The organism is Synechococcus sp. R6-10, from assembly GCF_047461815.1.
Taxonomy (GTDB): domain Bacteria; phylum Cyanobacteriota; class Cyanobacteriia; order Thermostichales; family Thermostichaceae; genus Thermostichus.
Genome location: NZ_JANSHW010000521.1, coordinates 1 through 17,107, shown reverse-complemented (window position 1 = coordinate 17,107; position 17,107 = coordinate 1). Strand labels below are relative to the sequence as shown.

The 17,107-nt window shown below is 59.3% G+C and carries 12 protein-coding genes and 1 pseudogene; 8 read left to right on the top strand and 5 right to left on the bottom strand.

The window, feature by feature from the left end:
- Together NW837_RS13190 and NW837_RS13185 are read left to right on the top strand one after the other, a co-directional pair.
- Nucleotides 1-184 (top strand): annotated as a pseudogene (locus NW837_RS13190) (RNA-guided endonuclease TnpB family protein); the annotation flags it as partial.
- Between the two features lie 32 nt (nt 185-216).
- Nucleotides 217-1,773: a phytoene desaturase family protein gene (locus NW837_RS13185; protein WP_099812798.1), complete on the top strand. Its 1,557-nt coding sequence runs from the start codon at nt 217-219 to the stop codon at nt 1,771-1,773.
- Nucleotides 1,774-1,832: 59 nt separating this feature from the next.
- Here the strand turns inward: NW837_RS13185 and NW837_RS13180 are convergent, their stop codons facing one another.
- Entirely contained in the window at nt 1,833-3,335 is a 1,503-nt protein-coding gene (locus NW837_RS13180; protein WP_414332090.1) for a hypothetical protein, read from the bottom strand.
- 322 nt (nt 3,336-3,657) lie between these two features.
- Here NW837_RS13180 and NW837_RS13175 point away from each other — a divergent pair, with 322 nt between their 5' ends.
- Together NW837_RS13175 and NW837_RS13170 are read left to right on the top strand one after the other, a co-directional pair.
- A complete protein-coding gene (locus tag NW837_RS13175; protein ID WP_414332089.1) occupies nt 3,658-4,332 on the top strand; it encodes a hypothetical protein in 675 nt (224 codons plus the stop codon).
- Between the two features lie 66 nt (nt 4,333-4,398).
- Entirely contained in the window at nt 4,399-5,502 is a 1,104-nt protein-coding gene (locus tag NW837_RS13170; protein ID WP_414332088.1) for a hypothetical protein, read from the top strand.
- A 194-nt stretch (nt 5,503-5,696) separates the two neighbouring features.
- Here NW837_RS13170 and NW837_RS13165 read toward each other — a convergent pair whose 3' ends face one another.
- Nucleotides 5,697-7,100, bottom strand: a complete 1,404-nt coding sequence (locus tag NW837_RS13165; RefSeq protein ID WP_414332087.1) for a phosphoglucomutase/phosphomannomutase family protein — start codon at nt 7,098-7,100, stop codon at nt 5,697-5,699.
- Between the two features lie 234 nt (nt 7,101-7,334).
- Here NW837_RS13165 and NW837_RS13160 point away from each other — a divergent pair, with 234 nt between their 5' ends.
- The gene (locus NW837_RS13160) at nt 7,335-9,860 is read left to right on the top strand and encodes a DNA gyrase/topoisomerase IV subunit A (protein ID WP_414332086.1); all 2,526 of its coding nucleotides are present in this window, start codon (nt 7,335-7,337) and stop codon (nt 9,858-9,860) included.
- Nucleotides 9,861-9,882: 22 nt separating this feature from the next.
- On the opposite strand, the gene NW837_RS13155 is transcribed toward NW837_RS13160, so the two are convergent.
- The gene (locus tag NW837_RS13155) at nt 9,883-10,392 is read right to left on the bottom strand and encodes a hypothetical protein (protein WP_414332085.1); all 510 of its coding nucleotides are present in this window, start codon (nt 10,390-10,392) and stop codon (nt 9,883-9,885) included.
- Between the two features lie 304 nt (nt 10,393-10,696).
- Between NW837_RS13155 and NW837_RS13150 the strand changes: the two genes are divergently transcribed.
- From NW837_RS13150 to NW837_RS13140, 3 genes are all read left to right on the top strand, one after another.
- Nucleotides 10,697-11,572, top strand: a complete 876-nt coding sequence (locus tag NW837_RS13150) for an SDR family NAD(P)-dependent oxidoreductase (protein ID WP_414332084.1) — start codon at nt 10,697-10,699, stop codon at nt 11,570-11,572.
- A 154-nt stretch (nt 11,573-11,726) separates the two neighbouring features.
- Nucleotides 11,727-13,649 (top strand): ATP-dependent zinc metalloprotease FtsH, encoded by a 1,923-nt coding sequence (ftsH, locus tag NW837_RS13145; protein WP_414332083.1) that lies wholly within the window; start codon nt 11,727-11,729, stop codon nt 13,647-13,649.
- Nucleotides 13,650-13,756: 107 nt separating this feature from the next.
- Nucleotides 13,757-14,578: a class I SAM-dependent methyltransferase gene (locus NW837_RS13140; RefSeq protein ID WP_414332082.1), complete on the top strand. Its 822-nt coding sequence runs from the start codon at nt 13,757-13,759 to the stop codon at nt 14,576-14,578.
- A 128-nt stretch (nt 14,579-14,706) separates the two neighbouring features.
- Here NW837_RS13140 and NW837_RS13135 read toward each other — a convergent pair whose 3' ends face one another.
- Both NW837_RS13135 and dnaA read right to left on the bottom strand, forming a co-directional pair.
- Nucleotides 14,707-15,390: a hypothetical protein gene (locus tag NW837_RS13135; RefSeq protein WP_414332081.1), complete on the bottom strand. Its 684-nt coding sequence runs from the start codon at nt 15,388-15,390 to the stop codon at nt 14,707-14,709.
- A 166-nt stretch (nt 15,391-15,556) separates the two neighbouring features.
- Nucleotides 15,557-16,960 carry a chromosomal replication initiator protein DnaA gene (gene dnaA, locus NW837_RS13130; RefSeq protein ID WP_414332080.1) on the bottom strand — a complete coding sequence of 468 codons (1,404 nt, stop codon included), beginning with the start codon at nt 16,958-16,960 and terminating at the stop codon, nt 15,557-15,559.
- Between the last annotated feature and the right edge of the window lie 147 nt (nt 16,961-17,107).

Genomic DNA, 17,107 nt, shown 5'->3' with positions numbered 1-17,107 from the left:
CAGGCTACCACGAGATTGGCAAGGCGCTCTGGGTGTTATGCTCAGAGCTTTGCGGGATACCGCCTTTCTGTTTGGACTCCGTCCGAGTAGCGCGGTCGCGTTAGCGTCGCGTAGCGACAACGGAGACGGACAGAATGCTATCGCTTCACCGCTGAGCAGTAATGCTCAGCAGTGTTCAGCGTAAATGTATCAGAAGCGTTTGCAGAAGGATTGTTGATGAGCTACGACGCGGTGGTGATCGGGGCCGGGCACAACGGGCTGGTGAGCGCTTGCTATTTGGCCAAGGCCGGGCAAAAAGTGCTGGTGCTGGAGCGCTATCACACCGTTGGTGGGGCTGCAATTACAGAAGAAATTCACCCGGGCTTTCGCGTGTCGGTGGCTTCCTATTCCTGTAGTTTGCTGCGCCCGGAGATCATTCGCGATCTGCGCCTGCCGGACTATGGCTTTGAGGTCTATGCCAAGCAACCTTCCTATTTCATGCCCTTCCCGGATGGGCAGCACCTCTTCCTGTATGCCGATAACCGCGCCAAGAGCAAGGCGGAAATTGCCAAGTTTTCTCGCAAAGATGCGGAAGCCTACGACCGCTGGGAGGAGTTTTGGGATCGGGTGAACGAGGTGGTGGAGCCAACCTTAATGCAGCCGCCGATTTCACTGGGGCAACTGGCGGATCGCTTTGCAGCTGCTGGCTATGAAGACGATTTCCGCCGCATTATGCTCCTCTCGACCACCGATCTTTTGGATGAATTCTTCGAGTCGGAGCAGGTCAAGGCGGCGATGGCTCCCCAATCTTTGATCGGCACCTCAGCCGGGCCGATGACTCCGGGTACGCCCTACATTTGGCTAGTCCATGCGGTAGGTCGGGCTATTGGCTCGCGTGGGGTCTGGGGCTATGTGCGCGGTGGGATGGGATCCATTACCCAAGCGATGGCCAAGGCAGCTCTGGACTTAGGGGTGGAGATCCGCACGTCTGCTCCAGTGGCGGAGATCTTGATGGAGAGTGGGCAGGCCGCTGGGGTTATCCTCGAATCGGGGGAAACCGTGCGGGCGCGGGCGGTTCTCTCCAATGCCCATCCCCAAATCACCTTTTTGCGACTCTGCTCCTCTTTGCCCCCAGACTTGCGTGACCGGCTAGAACGGCACTACCGCACCTCAGGCCCGGTGTACAAGCTCAACTTGGCCCTGGAGGAACTGCCCCGCTACACGGCGGCCCCTGCTGAAGTGCCCCCAGAAGTTGTCAGCTCTGCCACAGTGGATATTGCCCCCTCGGTGGCCTATCTGGAGCGGGCTTGGGATGACTGCAAGTACGGGATCCCTTCCCGGGATCCGTTTATCGAGATCTACAGCCAATCCCCCACCGACCCGACAATGGCTCCCCCAGGCAAGCACATCCTCTCCTGTTTCTGTCAGTTTGTGCCTTACCAACCCAAAGGGCGAGACTGGAACGATGGCCTGCGGGAAGAATTTGCCGATCGGGTAATCGACAAAATTGCCCAATTTGCCCCCAACATTAAAAACGCCGTGATCGCACGGCAGATGTTGTCGCCCGTGGATCTGGAGGCCCGCTTCGGCCTTGTGGGGGGCAGCATTTTTCACGGGGAAATGACGCCGGATCAAAGCTACAACCTACGGCCCATCTCCGGCCTGGCCGACTATCGATCCCCCATTCCCGGCCTTTACCTCTGCGGCTCAGGGGCGCACCCAGGAGGCGGAGTGACCGGGATCCCTGGCCACAACTGCGCGCAGGTGGTGCTCAGCGATCTACCCAAGCTCTGACCGACGAAAAGGCCAAGCCAGAGCGGATCCCTGCTCTGGGATCAAACGGGTTGCCTGGGTTACAGCCGCACCTGCGTGCCCTCAAAGAATCCACGAATAATGAGAATAACTCCCCCTGCATCAGGAGTACCCGTATTTCCGTCGCCAGTTGGTGGGTTCGGGCCTATAACTTGGTTGTCAGTGGGGAACTCTTGCTCAATAAAGAATTGCCCAGAGATATTCGAGCCAGAGGTGGTTGGATCGAAAACCAAATTCAAGTTGCCTCGCAGCAGAGAACCGCCAATATCTGCCCTATTAAACGGCCCGGCCAGTTGTGCCCCAGCTAAGGTGCGGAAGACAAAATCTCCCGTGGTGGGGACAATGCCCTGAAGGATAACAGGACTGAGATTAGTTCCCTCCACAGGGGATCCAGGCAACGTACCTGTGGAGCGCTCGGTGCGCAAGGAGAAGAAGTAGTCAAACGCGGTAGGGGCACCGGGACGCTCAGGGACGGGCAACTGCGGGATCGGGGTGGGGAAAGGTCGCGGCGGCGGGCTAACCTGGACGAAGTTGAGGACTGTGCTGACATTGGCCGGGTCAAACTCTGCCTGCACCCGACCGTTCAACAGGCGCCGGATGCGCACCAACTGATTGGGCAAGATATTGGGCCGCGTCGGATCCGGGGCAAACAACACCGACTGGGTGCCCACCTGGGCGGGACGATAGACGATCTCCGCCTGGTTGGGCCGGAAGTTCAGGCGAGCAAAGAGAGCCAGGGCATCTTCAGGAGTGCCATCGCCGGCCACGCCCCGCTGCCGCACCACAAAGCTGGCGGAAAAGCTTCCGGTTTGCAGAATGGCAGTGACAGGCCCTTGAGGTGGGGGAGGATTGACAAAAGAGCCTGGCGCCAGAATCTCACCACCGGGGCCAGGGCCACCATCTTCAAACAACACACCTGTGGTAGGGACAATGAGAGAAGAATCTCCCTCGAGAACGACCTGATTGCCATTCCTATTCACCAAGATTCGGCGCACGGTGAGAGTCAAGACAGTACCTTCCCTGACGGCTCTAAAGGTTGTGTTCACTCGAATGCGCTGATCATTGGGGTTTGTCGAAATTGCAACCAGCCCGGCGATATTGAATTGCGTAGATAGCCTGCCGTCGTTGGGTCCAAAGGCAGTGATATTCACCAGCGGTGTGGTTCGCCCAATTTGGATGGCCAGGGTGCTGGAGCGAAGGGTGGAGTCAATCGTCAAGTCACTGGCTGGGATCTCGTTCACAGGCAACTCGTTCACAGGCAAGATGCGGGCTTCAACATTGGCGATGCGAGCTTCACCGCTGCCTTGGAGGGGGTTGGTGCGCACAGGGATCCCGTTGTCAAACCTCGGATTGACATAGTCCAAGCGGAGGCTGGTGGTCTCCAGCACTGAGCCGGGGGTAAAGCGATACTCTTGGGCCGAGACAAAGGCAGCCGGATCTACCTGGACGGGCCCAGGCAAGGTCGGAGACTCATTAACTTCTCCGCAGCCGCCTAGCAGCAAGACTCCACACAAAACCGCCAACGAGCGACCTTTGAAGTTCATACGGCACTTCCTCACACACCTTAAATCTGGGCAAATCCACACACAAAATGGGGAGAAGGCACCCAACTCCTAACGCTACAGGTAGGCTCACCACCCCTGCTCGAAGCCATGATACACCACAGATAGAGGATGGGCCATTTCCAGAACAATTTCTTGCATTTGCTCTGCCGCTCGCTTGACAACGCTCTAGGATGCAGTAGAACTAACAGCAGGCATCCCCCTTGAAATTGTGCAGATGCATAAGACTTGAGCAAGCTCGGTGGATCCCCGCTGGACGCTGCCTAAGACGTTTGCTGTGGTGTGAGTGAGTGGAGATTTTTCGATGAGACGACGTTTTGGCTCAGCCCTTGGCCGTGGCGGCCTCTCTCTTTGGGCAACCTGTGCTTCGGTTGCGCTAATTACCGGCTGCAGTAGCGAGACCACCAGCGGGGTGCCGCCTCTACTGGCTTCTAGCGGTGCCACGCCTCCTCCTGTGGCCGTTGCCCCCACGATTGCCCCCAATCTCACGCCCATCACCTTTCGCCCAGGGCCGGACTTTGCCCCCATCACCCCGCCGCCGGTTCAACCCGACCTTCCGGATCCGCCTAGTCTGTTGCCAGATGGGGAGTTCAATCTTTTGCTGTCCGACCCGGCAAACCCTGCTGTGATTCCGCCAGTGGGATCCGCCTTTGTAACTATCACCTTGAGCGGCTTATTTGCTCCAGGAGTGATCAGGAGCGTAGAGGTTCAGTTTTTTAACATTAGTCGCGGCACGGATATTACCGGTATCTTTTTGCCGACGGCAATTGAGCAGTTTAGAAATACGCTGATAGGCAGAGGCAACAGCTACGACGACAGAATCAACGGGATCACCCTCACCAACGGCTTCACCTTTCCGGCTAGCCTGGCTGCTTACAATGCCAATGTTGCTGCGGGGGAAAGAGTTTTGGTAATCGTGGTCATCCGAGATTCATTTGGTCAGGCTCTGAGGCTGGAAGCGCGCGCCGAAGCCAACTAAGCTGGAGCTGAGTAAGGCTGTTTGGGTTTGTGCCACGAGAGAGTTGAATGGCAGGAGGATGAGGGAATGAAAACGGGAAAAGTAGCTGGGGTTTTGGCTTGCTTGTGCTTGGGCTTGCTAACAGCTTGTCAACAAACTAAAGAGAGGAATCCAATCAGCTCGCTGCCAGGGCCAATCATCCCTGTGCAAAACCCAAACACAGAACCCGGAGGAACGGGGGTAGGGCTGCCATCCACTCCTCCGATTGGATCTGTTCCCCCAGGTCAACCCAGCCCTCTTGTGCCCCCTCCTGTGTCGGCGCCGACGATCCCGCCCCTGCCCACTCCCAATCCCTCTCCCAGCATCGTTGGCCTGCCTCCGGCCCCCTTGGCTGCTCCAACCTTTACCAAGAGCTTTAGTCCCAGCACAACTTCGGTAGGTGTTCCTGTTACTTTGAGTTTTTCGATCACCAACAACTCCGGCATCCAACTGACCGGCCTCAGCTTTGCGGAAATTCTGCCGGCAGGGCTATCCGTTGCTGCCGCTCCTGGCCTCAACAATACCTGTGGGGGAACTGCAAGCGCCCCTCCAAATGGAAGCTTTATTTCTCTGACCGGCGGCCAGCTCAGTCCCAACTCAAGCTGCCTGATAAGCGTTCAGGTGGTTGCCGCAAACGTGGGTACCTACACGAACCCTGCCACAACGCTTACCAGCAACCAGGCCCCTGCCGCTCTAAGCGCACCCGTCAGCCTAACTGTGAACCCAGTTCTTCCTCCAACCTTTACCAAGGAGTTTAGCCCTAACCAAGCAACACAGGGTGGCAGTGTGGCTGTCATCTTTAGGATCACCAACAACGCTCCTGTACCTCTATCAGGGCTCAGCTTCATAGATTCTTTGCCGGGCGGGCTGCGAATTACCCTACAAAATGCTGTTACCTTGAACACTTGTGGCGGCACACTCACGGCTCCCCCCAGCACTTTTGATCCAGGTCCACCACCGGTCACGTTCAATTCGACCACGATTGCCCTTCAAGGTGGAACTCTGGCTCCGAATTTTTCCTGCGTGGTTTCTGTATCTGTGGAACAAATTACCCCCATGGTTGCGAACTACACCAACCCTCCAGTTACTCTCTTTAGCAGTGGGGCGCCGCCAGCGACTTCTGGTCCAGCTATGGTAGCTTTTACACCGTAACTTTTAAGTAGAGTTCTTACCCTTGACCCAAGTAAAAGTGAGGCAGATGGGTCAAGCTGTGAGCATTCCTATGCTGCTCAGCAGAGCTTGGGGGGAGAGGCCAACCCTGTAGGCTGCCGCAGTTTGGCAGCCTCTCAGTCTCTGCACTCAAGAGTCAAAGGGATCCAGCTTTGCGCAAAAGATTATCTGGGATATTAAGCTGTTGTGCTGTTCAAGCCGGCTGCCCAATCCAGCAGGCGATTCACTTCTTCCGGGGTTTTGGCTTCCGAGTACAGCCGCAGCAAAGGCTCGGTGCCGCTGCCGCGAATCATCACCCAACTGCCGTCGGCGAGGGTGAATTTGTGGCCATCTTTGTCGAAATGTTTGATCACCTTCTGCCCCAAAATCTCAGCCGGGGGATCCATCTGTAGCCGTTTGAATAACTCAGTTTGTTGATTTTGATCGGCGAGGTGGAGATCGCGGCGCAGGTAAACAGAGGTGAACCCTTCCCGTTCCTGCAAAGCCCGGTAGATGGTGCTGAGATCTTGGCCGGTTTCCGTAACCGCTTCGATGAGATACAGGGCCGAAAGCAGAGCATCCCGTTCGGGAATGTGGCCCAAGTAGCCGATGCCGCCCGATTCCTCTCCACCCAAGAGCACCTCTGTGCTCATCATGCGCTCGGCGATGTACTTAAAGCCCACCGGCATTTCCGTAACCGGTAGGCCATAGTGCCCCGCAACTTTAACAAACAGTTCGGAGCCGCTGATGGTTTTGACAATCTCGCCCCGCAAGCCGCGTCGCCCGGCCAGGTGGTCGATCAAGATGGGGATCAGGATCTGCGGGCTGAGGAAATGGCCTTGCCCATCGAGAGCCGCAATGCGGTCGGCATCCCCATCAAAGACCAAACCCATTTTCAAGGGGGCGGGATCCGCCGCGATGATCTGAGCAGAAGCCTGCAGGTTTTGGGGCAAGGGCTCAGGGGGAAATCCCCCAAACAAGGGATCCCGATGCGCCTGCAACTCAATGACCTTCTCCCCCAAGAGGCGCTTGAGGCCGCCAGCGCCAGAGCCAAACATGACATCCACCCAAATCTTGGCCGGGGATCCTTTGAGCTTTTCCAGATCCACAAAGCGGCTGAGCTGAGCCAGGTAGCCGGGCCAGGGATCCCAGGTGTGGATGGGGGCCTTGTGGGATCCAAGAGGTTGCAGGTGGCGCATATCCTGCTCGATGGCGGCGGTAACTTCCGGCAGCACGGAGCCACCAAATCCTCCCTTGACCTTGAGGCCGGAATAGTGGGGGGGGTTGTGGCTGGCGGTGATCACCAAAGCGCCGTGGCAGCCCCGCTCCTTGGCACCCCAGCTAAAGGCCGGCGTTGGGGCCACACAGGTGGAGAGGTAAACTGGGATCCCCAGGCGGGCCACCACCTCAGCAACGTGGGCGGCAAAGCGTTCCGAAAGAAAGCGGTTGTCGTAGCCGACCAGGATCCCTTCGCCGGGGTAGGTGCGGGCCAAGACTTGGGCGCTGGCCTGGGCGGCAAGGGCCAAGTTTTGGAAAGTAAAGGCATCGGCAATCACGGCTCGCCAGCCGTCGGTGCCAAAGCGGATCGGGGTATCGGCCATAGTGGTGTTGCGGTGGGTGCTGCCGCTTCAAGTCATAGCACGAGGCGGGAGTTGCGGGGTTCGGTCTGCTCTCAACTTCTTCACTTCTTCTCTATCTCTATTGAGATGGGATGAGATGGGATCCCTCTCGCGGGGCCCGCAGAAGCGGCTAGATTGACATACCCCCCTGCCCTCAAGGGCAGGGCTTTACGGCGTTTTTTCGGTAACCTGGAAAGCGTTCCGCTCCTTTGTGCCATGACTCAGCAACTGACTCTCGACGGACTGGGATTGGGATCGAATGGGGGATCCCGTCTGGGTCGGGTGATTGTGACCGATTTGCAGGGGGAGATGCAGCGCTCCTACCTGGAATACGCCATGAGCGTGATCGTGGGGCGGGCCTTGCCGGATGTGCGGGATGGCCTCAAGCCGGTACACCGCCGCATCCTCTACGCCATGCACGAGCTGGGCCTGACGCCGGATCGCCCCTACCGCAAATGCGCACGGGTGGTGGGGGATGTGCTGGGGAAATATCACCCCCACGGGGATCAGGCAGTTTATGACGCGCTGGTGCGCATGGTGCAAGACTTTTCCAGCCGCTATCCCCTGGTGGCGGGACACGGCAACTTCGGCTCTGTGGATGATGACCCGCCAGCGGCTATGCGCTACACGGAGTGCCGGCTGGCGGAGCTGAGCCACACAGCGCTTCTGGAGCAGGTGTCGGAAGAGATCGTCGATTTCATGCCCAATTTCGACGGATCCCAGGCGGAGCCCACCGTTCTCCCGGCCCGATTGCCCATTTTGCTGCTCAACGGCTCTGCCGGCATTGCCGTGGGCATGGCCACCAATATCCCACCCCACAACCTGGGGGAAGTGGTGGATGGCCTGTTGGCTTTGATCGACCATCCCGACCTCAGCCCTGAGGAACTGTTGCGGTGGATCCCAGGGCCGGATTTTCCCACCGGCGGCCAAATCTTAGACACCCAAGGGATCCGCGAAGCCTACCTCACCGGGCGCGGTTCCATCACCCTGCGGGGGGTAGCCCGATTTGAGGAGATCCAGCCGGGCAAAGGACGCCACCGGCGGCCTGCTCTAGTCATCAGCGAGTTTCCCTATCAGGTGAACAAAGCCGCCTGGATCGAAAAAGTGGCCGAGCTGGCCAACCAAGACCGCATCAGCGGCATCGCCGATCTGCGCGATGAGTCGGATCGCAGCGGCATTCGCGTGGTGGTGGAGCTGAAGCGAGAAGCCAACCCGCAGGCGGTTTTGCAGCAGTTGTATAAGCTCACCCCTTTGCAAAGCAACTTTGGAGCCATCCTGCTGGCTTTGGTGAACGGGGAACCGCGGCAGCTCAGCCTCAAGGACATCCTGCAACACTTCTTGCAATTTCGCGAGGCCACCCTCAACCGGATGTTCCGTGCCGAGTTGCAGCAGGTGCAGCGCAAGGCGGAAGAGGTGGCAGGAATGTTGCTGGCGTTGGCGGATCTGCAGGGGGTGATCGAGCTGCTGCGGCAAGCGCCCGATGGCACCACGGCCAAAGCCCAATTGCAAACTCGCCTGGGCTGTACCCCCCAGCAGGCAGAGACGATTTTGGCCATGCCTCTGCGTCGCCTGACGGGATTGGAGCGGGAACGGCTGCATCAGGAACACGCCCAGTTGCAGGCCCGCATCGAAGAACTGCAGGGGCTCCTCAGCGACCGCCGCAAGCTCTTGAACTACCTGAAAAAAGAGCTGCGACACCTGAAAAAGACCTTCGGGGATCCCCGGCGCACCCAGATCCTCTCGGCCTCGGAGCTGGAAGCGGAAGTGGCCCAAATCCCCAGCGGCGAAGAGACGGAAGAGACCCACTTCTTGCTGCAATTCACCCGCAAGGGCTATGTGCGCCGCCTGCCTCTGCCTAGCCGTCGCTCCCGCAGCAACCCGGCGCAACGGGAACTGGGGGAAGATGTGCTGGTCGGCCTGGAATGCGTCACGCTGGAGCAGGAAATCTTGGTGCTCACCGCCGGCGGCAAGGCTTTTACCGTGCCCATCGCAGGGATCCCCCTCAGCACTGGGTCCTCACGGGGGGTGCCTCTGGTTACCCTTCTCCCCAACCCCGAGCCGATGGTTGCCACCTTCACGTTGGCTCCGGATCCGGGCAAGGCAAGTTTGGTGGTGCTCAGCCGGCAGGGGCGGATCAAGCGGCTGGCCCTGGCAGAGTTGATGGGCCTTACCCAACGGGGATCCACCGTCCTCAAGCTAAAAGAGGGAGATGAGCTGGGCTGGGCAGCCCTTTGGGATCCCGGCTGCCAAGGCTACAGCGTTGCTCTGGCGACTTCAGGAGGACGGGTGCTGCGGCTGGATGTCCAACAGATTCCCCTGATGGGTCGAGCGGCTATGGGATCGCCGGCCCTGCGCCTGGGGCGCACCGAACAGATTGCAGGTATGGCGCTGGTGCCCTCCCAAGGGATCCTGGTTCTGGCCAGCCGGTCGGGCTATCTGAAGCGCTTGTCTCTGGAGGAGATCCCCATCTTGGAGCGGAGTCCGGTGGGCGCGCCGGCCTTTCACTTCTCCGACCGAGGGGATGTGCTGGTGGGCTTGGTGGGTCTCCCCCCCGAGCTGGAGAGGCCTTCCCATCTGCAACTGGATGTGATCACAGAGTCTGAACAGGTGTACTCCTTCTCTCCTGCCGAGATCCCGCTGCAAAGCCGCTCCGGGGGCGGATCCCTCCTGGTCAAAGGGGAGCGGGTCAGGGAGTTGCGCCTGTTCTGGCCGCAGTGGCTGCCGGAAGGCGATGTGGGATAGCTCTTGGGGGAGCAGAAGATCCCTAGGACGAAGAGCCTTCCCCAGGCGAGGCCGAATCGGTCGGCGGGGAGCCGGGATCCGTCTCCGGCACTTCGGGATGGCGAACGGGCTTGGGTAGGGTGCCACCTGCCTTGAGAACCAAACAGCGCACGGTTTGGTGCAGCTCCTCCAGCAAGATGCTGATGGCAGAGCGGAAGTCCCGGTGGTCATCTCGCATTTGCTCCAGCATGGCGCGGATGACTTCCTGACAATCCTTCAGGATGTGCTGCTGCTGGGCAACAATCTGCACCAGTTCGCTTTGTTCCTTGAGCAGCTCCCGCAGACAAGAGCGCAGCTCTTCCACATGGCTCTGCCAAAGGGCCTGTCCTTCCCGCAGCTCCATCACGCTGGTGCGCAAATCGGCGGTCGAGTCTCTTAGGGCTTCGCTGTGGCGGCGCTCGGCTTCCAGTTGCTTTTGCTGCTCCTGCTGCTGTTGGCGCAACTCAGAATTGGCCCGCAAGTTGGCTTCCGCTGCCCTGAGCAATTGAGCCAATCGAACCTCAGTAACAACCCAACGCTCTTCCGGGGAGAGAGATCGACCTCGGCCAACTCGCCTGCAGAAGTACTTCACAGTCGCTGCACCCTATACACAACTCTCTACTTTAAATCAAAGCACCATAGGACTTCAGCCCAAGCAGAGACCTGTCTATCGGGCTTTGTCCCGGCTGTTTTCTGGGTTTACCCAATGTAGCCATGATAGCGGATGCCGAATCCAGAAGTTCGGAAGGCGAGGCTGCCCCTCTCCAGGGATTCCAGTCGTTCTTCTAGGATGGTGGAGAGTTTGGATAAAAGAAACCATGCCTTCACTTGCAAATCAGGTGGTGCTGATTACCGGCGCCTCTGCTGGAATTGGGGAAGCCGTCGCTCTGGAGGCGGCCAAACGCGGGGCTCGCTTGGTGCTGGCGGCCCGCCGGGAAGGGCTGCTGCGAAACGTCAAAGACTTGGTGGAGAGTCGGGGAGCGGAGGCGCTGGTGGTGCCCACCGACATGGCCGATACGGCCCAGGTGGAGGCACTGGCCCAAAAGGCTCTGGATCATTTTGGCCGGGTGGATATCCTGGTGAACAACGCCGGCTATGGCCAGATGGGGCCGGTGGAAGAGGTGGATGTGGCGGCCATGCGGCGCCAGTTTGAGGTGAATGTATTTGGCTTGCACGCCCTCACCCGTGCCCTCTTGCCCCAAATGCGGGAACGGGGCAGTGGCCGCATCCTCAACCTCAGCTCGGTGGCCGGCCAGCTGTCCATGCCTTTCAGCGGCGTTTACAGCGCCACCAAGTTTGCTGTCGAAGCCCTCAGCGACGCCCTGCGGGTGGAAGTGGCCCCCTTCGGCATCAAGGTTATCTTGATCGAGCCGGGGCCGGTGGCCACCGAGTTTGGCCGCGTGGCGGAAGAAACCTTTGCTGCCGTTGTCAACCCCAACGGCCCCTACAAGGCGATCTTGGACAAGACCGCCGATCTGGCCAGCTCGTTCAGCAAAATGGCCTGGCCGGTGGAGAAGGTGGTGGAGCCGATCCTGAGGGCGATGACCGATCCTCACCCTTCCGACCGCTACACCGCTTTCACGGGGGGTAAGGTGGCGTTGGGGCTGATGCGGCTCATGCCCGCTGCTCTGGCTGACTCCATGTGGCGGCGCGTCTATGGGCTGGATGGTCTGGGATCCCCCGGCTCGGCCTAACTGCAGGCTGGTGGCGGGCATCGGATGGGGCAGGGATCCCTACAAGATCTCAAGCCCATTGAGTTCTCCTTGGTGCGGGGGTAGGGTTGTGCCTTCCAGGAGGGACAGGTTAAGTTTGTTAAAGGACTTTTAATAACCGAGCGTTCTCTTCCCTATGAACAAGCCTCTATCTCCCCAGCGCTGGCTGATCGCCCTCCTGCTGGGCTTTTGTCTCTGGCAGGGATCCGGCCTGGTGCTGCAGCCTGCACCCGCCCATGCAGCTTTGGCCTCGGCCCTCACCTACGATCGCTTTTTGCGCTACGTCGAGGAGGGGCGGGTTACGGATGTGCGCCTCACGGACAACAATCTGGTAGCTGAAGTTACGGCTGTGGATCCCCAGACCCAGCATTCCACCCGCTACCGGGTGAACTTGTTGCCCAACACTGTGCCGCAACTGGTGGATCGCCTCACCGAGCAGGGGATCGAAGTGGCAGTGGTGCCCACCCGCAATGGCAGCGCCTTCTGGGCGCTTCTGGGCAACCTGGTGATCCCGCTGTTGTTGTTGGGGGGGTTGTTCTTTTTCCTGCGGCGTGCCGGTGGCGGAGCGGGCGGCCCTGGGCAGGCAATGAACTTCGGCAAATCGCGGGCCCGCTTTCAGATGGAAGCCAAAACCGGCGTTAAGTTCGACGATGTGGCCGGGATTGAAGAAGCCAAAGAAGAATTGCAAGAGGTGGTTACCTTCTTGAAGAAGCCGGAGCGCTTCACCGCTGTTGGGGCCAAGATCCCCAAAGGCGTGTTGTTGGTGGGGCCGCCGGGGACGGGCAAAACCCTTCTGGCCAAGGCCATTGCCGGCGAGGCAGGAGTGCCTTTCTTTAGCCTGTCCGGCTCTGAGTTTGTGGAAATGTTTGTCGGGGTGGGTGCCTCTCGCGTACGGGATCTCTTCAAGAAGGCCAAGGAGAATGCGCCTTGCATCGTCTTCATCGACGAGATCGACGCGGTGGGCCGGCAGCGGGGGGCTGGCATCGGCGGTGGCAACGACGAACGCGAGCAAACCCTGAACCAGTTGCTCACGGAGATGGACGGCTTTGAGGGCAACACCGGCATTATCGTGATTGCCGCCACCAACCGCCCTGATGTGTTGGATGCCGCTCTCTTGCGTCCGGGGCGCTTCGACCGCCAGATTACGGTGGATCGGCCTAGCTTTAAGGGGCGCTACGAGATCTTGCGGGTGCATGCCCGCAACAAGAAGCTGGCGGAAGAGGTCAGCCTAGAGGCGATTGCCCGCCGTACCCCTGGCTTTGCCGGCGCGGATCTGGCCAACCTGCTCAATGAAGCGGCCATTTTGGCGGCCCGCCGTCAGCGCATGGCCATCACCAACCAAGACATTGACGATGCCATCGACCGCATCACCATCGGCCTGACCAAGCCCCCGCTGTTGGACGGCAAGAGCAAGCGCCTGATCGCCTACCACGAGTGTGGCCATGCCCTGTTGATGACACTTTTGCCCCACGCGGATCCCTTGAACAAGGTGACCATCATCCCCCGTTCCGGCGGCGCAGGTGGCTTTGCCCAGCAACTGCCCAACGAGGAGCAGATCGACTCCGGCATGTACAGCCGCGCTTGGCTGCTGGATCGGGTGGTGGTGGGCTTTGGCGGTCGGGCGGCCGAAGAGATCGTCTTCGGCTACTCCGAAGTGACCACCGGAGCCAGCAACGACCTGCAGCAGAACACGAATCTGGTGCGGCAGATGGTGACCCGCTTTGGCATGTCTGAGCTGGGGCCCTTGATGCTGGATCCCCCCAACAACGAGGTATTCTTGGGCGGCGGCTGGATGAACCGCGTCGAGTACTCGGAGGATGTGGCCGCCAAGATCGACCGCCAGGTGCGGCAGATCCTGGAGAGCTGTTACCAGAAAGCCAAGCAGATTTTGCTGGAGCACCGCCCTCTGCTGGATCGATTGGCCGATACCTTGGTGGAACGGGAAACCCTGGATGGCGACGAATTCCGGGCGATTGTCTCGGAGTATGTGCCCATCCCGGAGAAGGTCGGCCTGCCCAGTCCACTTGCGGAAGCGGGACGGAGTCCAAAGCTGGTCTAAGGGATCCCATCTCCATTGCCAGATAGACAACTGGGGGGGTTGTTGGGGCTGGATCCCGGCAGCTGCCCCCTTTTCCTCGCGAGTTTTGGGTTGCGTTGGGCTGTCGCATGCTCTCTTCGCTCTCTGCTTTGCCGGTTCACCTTTATCGCTGCCTGAGCTGCGGTCGGGAAGGGCTGACCCAAGCACCAGGGCGGGAACAGGGATCCGTGGCGGATCGGGTTTATTGTCCCAGTTGTGGCCAAATTTACCCCATCACCGCTTCTGGGGCCGTGGATTTTATCGGCAGCTCATCGGACTTGCATCTCACGCCAGCCCAAGCCATTGCCCATCTGCCTGGGTTTGCCTGGGGCTACGATCGCCTCTGGCGGCCCTGGGCCCTGTCGCTGCTGACGGGAGAGAGCTTTGGCAGCGAGCGGGAGAGTCAACTGCTGGCCGAGTTGGTAGGGGAGGGGGATCCCATCTTGGATTTGGGCACTGCCGGGGGGTACTGGAGCCGCTTGCTCTTGGCCAAGGATCCACAACGGACGGTGATCGGCCTGGACAATGCGGCAGGGGTATTGGCGGAAGCCGCTCAACAAGCGCAGCCCCACTGGCAGCACTACAGCCTGATGCGGGCTCGGGCTGAACAGCTTCCCCTCGCCTCTGGAACTTTTGGGGCGGTGATCAGCGGGGCCACCTTGAACGAATTGCCTTTGGATCCCTGTTTGCGGGAAATTGCCCGCGTCTTGAAACCGGGAGGGGCCTTTGTCTCGATGCACAGCCAGCAGGTACAGGGATGGGGGCAGATGGTGCAGCAATGGCTGGAAGCCACCGGCCTTCATTTTTTCTCGGAAACCCAGTTGCGCGAGCACCTTCAACAGGTGGGGCTGCAGTTGGAGCGTTATCTCAGCTTGGGTTGGGTGGCCTTTGTGCGGGCAGTGCGCCTCTGATCTGGGCTGGGTTGAGGTGGCCATTCATTGAGTCCAGAGCGGAGCCATCACCCAAATCCAAGTCGCGTCGATCCCCAGCCCTCCTCTTCCACCGGGAGAGGGCCTGGGAGTGAGGGCGAGAGCGCAGGCTAGGGGATCCACTCCAGCCCAACGCCAAAGCTAAACTCCCGATCCAGGGTCGAGTTGCGCAGGCTATAGCGAGCAGAAAGACGAAAGGAAGGGCTAATGGCGTAGGCAGCAGTGAGCTCCGCCAGGGTGGCCTGTCCTTCTTCCGGCTCCTGGGGGGCAACCCAACTGTAGCTGCCGGTCAAATCTACACCTCCCGGAGCCAAGGCCAAAACAGCAAAAGCCCCATAGCTAACTCCACTGAGGCTGCGGTTCTTTTGTTCCAAAGCTCGATACCCCAGTTGTGGCGCCAGATTAAAACGGGATCCCATGGGGGCCAGAAAGTAACGCATTTCCGACCCGTACTGGCGCACTTCGGGATGTTCGGAAGATTGGCGATAGTCACCGCTGAGGGTGAGGCGATCTCCCAGGCGCAAATCCTGCAGGCTGATTCGCCAGTGAGAAGAGGACTCGAAACCGGCCTGCAAGCGGGTGGGCAAGACAGGGGTGTTGCGGATTTCTTCCAGGAGATGGGGCGGGTTTTGCAGCCAGCGGCGCAACACGGGGCTGTCTTCTAAAATTCGGTCATCCAAGCCCAAATCCAAAGCGGCTGAGAGCGTGGCTGGCGCCGGATCCTGAATGCTGGCTTGCGTGGAATTGGCCCAAACCGGCCACCCAGGCACCAGTCCAGCCCAGAGGAGCAGCATACCCAGGAGAAGCCCTTTGCCAGACTGTCTCACCGCCTGCAACCCCATGCATCGCGTCCCTACTGTAGCCGCTTTCCGAGGGATTCTCCACGCAGACGGGCAAGGCTGGAGGTGCTCCACAGCGCGGCAACAACACCTCAAAGACGGCCCAGCGACAACAGAAAGCCTAGCTGCTCCGGCTGTTGGCAACCACCCGCAAGCGCTCGACCAATTTTTGCAGTTGCCGTTCAAACTGCAGACTTTCCCGCTGTAGCTGACTGACTTTCTCACAGCTATAGAGAACGGTGGTGTGATCTTTTCCCCCAAAGTAATCGCCAATTTTGGGCAAGCTGAGGTTGGTGTAGTGGCGCATCAAGAACATGGCAATTTGCCGTGCTTGGCTGATGTCGCGCTTGCGGGAGGATCCCAGTAAACTTTCTCGGTCGATGCCGAATTCTTCACAGACCACATCGGTAATCATGTCGGCGGTGATCTCTTTCGGCTCGCTGGGGGGATTGAGGATGGGCTGAATCGTCTCTACACTCATCGGCAAGCCAGAAATGGAAACATAGGCGACGGCGCGGATCAGGGCACCTTCCAGCTCGCGGATGTTGCTGGTGTAGGTGGTGGCAATGTACTCGATCACGTCGGCGGGCAGGTTCATCCCCTCGTACTCGGCTTTCTTCTTGAGAATGGCCATGCGGGTTTCGATATCCGGCGATTGAATTTCCGCAATCAAACCCATGGAGAAACGAGAACAAAGCCGCTCCTGCAGACGCGGGATCAGATGAGGAGAACGGTCGGCGGCCAGCACAATCTGCTTGCCGGACTCGTGCAGCGTATTAAAGGTGTGAAAAAACTCCTCTTGGGTGTACTCTTTGCCTTCGATAAATTGAACGTCATCCACCAATAAAATATCCACATCCCGATAGTGCTCCCGGAAAGACTGCATGCTGTCTCGCCGGATGGCATCGATTAAATCGTTGGTAAACCGTTCGGTGGACACGTAAAAGACTTTGGCCTGTGGATTTGCCTCTAGCTGGTAGTGGCCAATGGCCTGCATCAGGTGGGTTTTGCCCAGCCCTACCCCGCCGCAGAGAAACAGGGGGTTGTAGGCGCGCCCAGGCTTGTCGGCCACAGCCAGAGCTGCAGCGTGAGCCATGCGGTTGTTGGGGCCGACCACAAACCGTGAGAAGGAATACTTGGGGTTGAGATCCGGCGCCCGCATCGGCAGGCTGCCTCCGACTTCCAGTCCTAGGGTGGTGGGGGCAGGTAAGCTGCCGGCTCTGCCCGATGTTGGGGAAATCGCCCTTGAAGGGGGTTCTGCCTCGACAGAAGCGTGGGGGGAAACGGAAAACTCCACCTGCAAAGGGATCCCGGCTACCCGCTGCACCACCTCGGTGATGGTGGAAGCGTAGTGCTTTTGCAGCCAGCCCCGTGCCCATTCGCTGGGGGTACAGATGGTGAGGCGGTTGTCCACCAACGATTCAGCCCGCGCCGTTTTGATCCAAGCCTCAAAGGTTGGGCGGCTGAGCTGCACCTGCAGATGACACAGGGCTTCATCCCAGAGCTGATCCAGGGAAATATCCACACCACACACTCAGAGCGACACAGCAGAAGCCCAGAGGAAACAGCGGCGGCTTCCTCGACAGGAGCTTCGGGATTCCCAATTTAACTGCTCGGCGCGGGGTGGCCAATCTAGCAATTTTCCATTGAGTCTGCTAAGATTAAGCGTCTG

Bases quoted from the DNA above. Each gene is read 5' to 3' on its own strand.
- NW837_RS13180 (WP_414332090.1), bottom strand. From the start codon at position 3,335: ATGAACTTCAAAGGTCGCTCGTTGGCGGTTTTGTGTGGAGTCTTGCTG.
- NW837_RS13160 (WP_414332086.1), top strand. From the start codon at position 7,335: ATGACTCAGCAACTGACTCTCGACGGACTGGGATTGGGATCGAATGGG.
- NW837_RS13150 (WP_414332084.1), top strand. From the start codon at position 10,697: ATGCCTTCACTTGCAAATCAGGTGGTGCTGATTACCGGCGCCTCTGCT.
- NW837_RS13170 (WP_414332088.1), top strand. From the start codon at position 4,399: ATGAAAACGGGAAAAGTAGCTGGGGTTTTGGCTTGCTTGTGCTTGGGC.
- ftsH (WP_414332083.1), top strand. From the start codon at position 11,727: ATGAACAAGCCTCTATCTCCCCAGCGCTGGCTGATCGCCCTCCTGCTG.
- NW837_RS13165 (WP_414332087.1), bottom strand. From the start codon at position 7,100: ATGGCCGATACCCCGATCCGCTTTGGCACCGACGGCTGGCGAGCCGTG.
- NW837_RS13135 (WP_414332081.1), bottom strand. From the start codon at position 15,390: ATGCTGCTCCTCTGGGCTGGACTGGTGCCTGGGTGGCCGGTTTGGGCC.
- NW837_RS13175 (WP_414332089.1), top strand. From the start codon at position 3,658: ATGAGACGACGTTTTGGCTCAGCCCTTGGCCGTGGCGGCCTCTCTCTT.
- NW837_RS13140 (WP_414332082.1), top strand. From the start codon at position 13,757: ATGCTCTCTTCGCTCTCTGCTTTGCCGGTTCACCTTTATCGCTGCCTG.
- NW837_RS13185 (WP_099812798.1), top strand. From the start codon at position 217: ATGAGCTACGACGCGGTGGTGATCGGGGCCGGGCACAACGGGCTGGTG.